3 protein-coding genes are annotated in these 1,694 nt (G+C 75.3%); all 3 read right to left on the bottom strand.

The window, feature by feature from the left end; translation table 11 throughout:
• A partial coding sequence (locus tag AC1DYN_RS32405; protein WP_477966883.1) for an amidase family protein occupies window positions 1–852 on the bottom strand: 852 nt, incomplete at its 3' end.
• Window positions 853–881: 29 nt separating this feature from the next.
• Window positions 882–1,100, bottom strand: coding sequence for a DUF4089 domain-containing protein (locus AC1DYN_RS32400; RefSeq protein WP_477966881.1), 219 nt, complete (start codon window positions 1,098–1,100; stop codon window positions 882–884).
• 39 nt (window positions 1,101–1,139) lie between these two features.
• Window positions 1,140–1,694, bottom strand: a 555-nt coding sequence (locus tag AC1DYN_RS32395) for an allophanate hydrolase-related protein (protein WP_477966879.1), incomplete at its 5' end; no start/stop codon positions are given.

Here is a 1,694-nt window from a genome sequence, read left to right as displayed (position 1 = left end):
CAGCACCTCGGCGGCGCAGGCGAGCGCGCGCCGCGCGGCCGGGCCGGCATGGTCCTCGAAGTAGCCGCCCAGCGCGCCGATGCGCAGGCCGGACAGCGAATGGCCGATCTGCTCCAGCGCCGGCTGCACGCGCGCGGCATGGCAGCCGGGGTCGGCCGGGTCGGGGCCCTGCAGCGCGTCGTAGGTGGCGGCCAGGTCCTCGACGCTGCGCGCGAACGGGCCCAGGTGGTCCAGGCTCGCGACGAACGGGAAGCTGCCGCGCCGCGACAGGCGCCCGAAGGTCGGCTTCAGCCCCCACACGCCGCACAGCGACGACGGCACGCGGATCGAGCCGTTGGTGTCCGAGCCCAGCGTCACCGGCACCTGGCCGGCCGCCACCGCCGCGCCGCAGCCGCCGGACGAACCGCCTGCCGTGCGCGACAGGTCGCGCGGGTTGCGGCTCGGGCCGTAGTGGCTGTTCTCGGTGGTGAAGCCGTAGGCGAACTCGTCCATGTTCAGCGCGCCCACCAGCACCGCGCCGGCCGCGCGCATGCGCTCGACCAGCACCGCATCGGCCGCGGCCGGCGGCTGGCCGTTGCGCACGCGGCTGCCGGCCCGCGTCGTGAGGCCCTCGATGTCGAACAGGTTCTTCACCGCATAGGGCAGGCCGGCCAGCGCCGGCAGCACCTCGCCGCGCGCCCGCGCGGCATCGACGGCGCGGGCTTCGCGCACCGCGCGCTCGAAGGTGCCATCGGTGAAGGCGTTGACGCGCGGATCGCAGACCTCGATGCGCGCGATGCAGTGCTCGAGCGCCTCCTCGGCCAGCATCTCGCCGGCACGCACCGCGCGCACCACCGACAGACCCGTGCTCATGCCGCCCATGGGGTTCGTGTGGCGCGCGGTCACGCAGGATCCTCGGCCGGGAAGGGCGCCGGGCAGTAGATCTCGGCCGGCTCCGCATCCGGCACCAGCGGCAGCAGCCGCAGCGGCGTCACCATCGCCCGGGTGCGGGCCAGGTGTGTCGCGACGCGCGCCACCTGCGCGTCGTCCAGCGGCAGGTCGAGCAATCGCGCGCTGGCGCGGACGAAGTCCAGGATGTCGGATGGAGTGGTGTCGTTCATGGCCGGGCCTCCTGGCCTGCGTTGCAGCAAGGACCGTGCTCAGCCAAGGGAAGCGAGGAAGCCGCGCCAGCCGCCGTAGGCCGTGATGTCGAGCGCGCTGCCGCCGGACGCGACGCCGCGCGGTTCGCAGACGAAGCCGCGCTCCTGCGTGCCGTCGGACAGTTCCACCGTGCCCAGCGCCAGCGGCGCGCCCACCAGCTGCAGGAAGCTGCCGAGGTGGGCGGCATCGAACTCCCACACCTCGACGTCGATCGCGCGGCCGTCCGCGGCGCCCACGTGCACCAGCGCGGGTCGCGTCGGTGCGTGGCCGGTCAGCGAATACAGCCGGTACGCCGCCGCGGTGCGCGTGCGGCGCAGCAGCCGCCCGGTGCGTTCGGTGAGCTGCCAGTTCAGCGCCAGCCCGCCCAGGTGGGCACCGACGACGACCAGCCGCAGCGGCTGCGCCGGCGCGGGCGCCACCAGCTCCGGCGCGGCACCGATGGGGTGGCGCATCGCGCCGGCGGTCGGCTCGAACAGCCGCGCCAGCCGCGTCGCGAGCGTCGCCAGCGCGAAATCGCTGAAGGCCGGGCCGATCAGCGTGACGCCGGCCGGCAG

The organism is Rhizobacter sp. P2_D12 (assembly GCF_056404395.1).
This window is presented reverse-complemented; position numbering and strand designations above follow the sequence as displayed.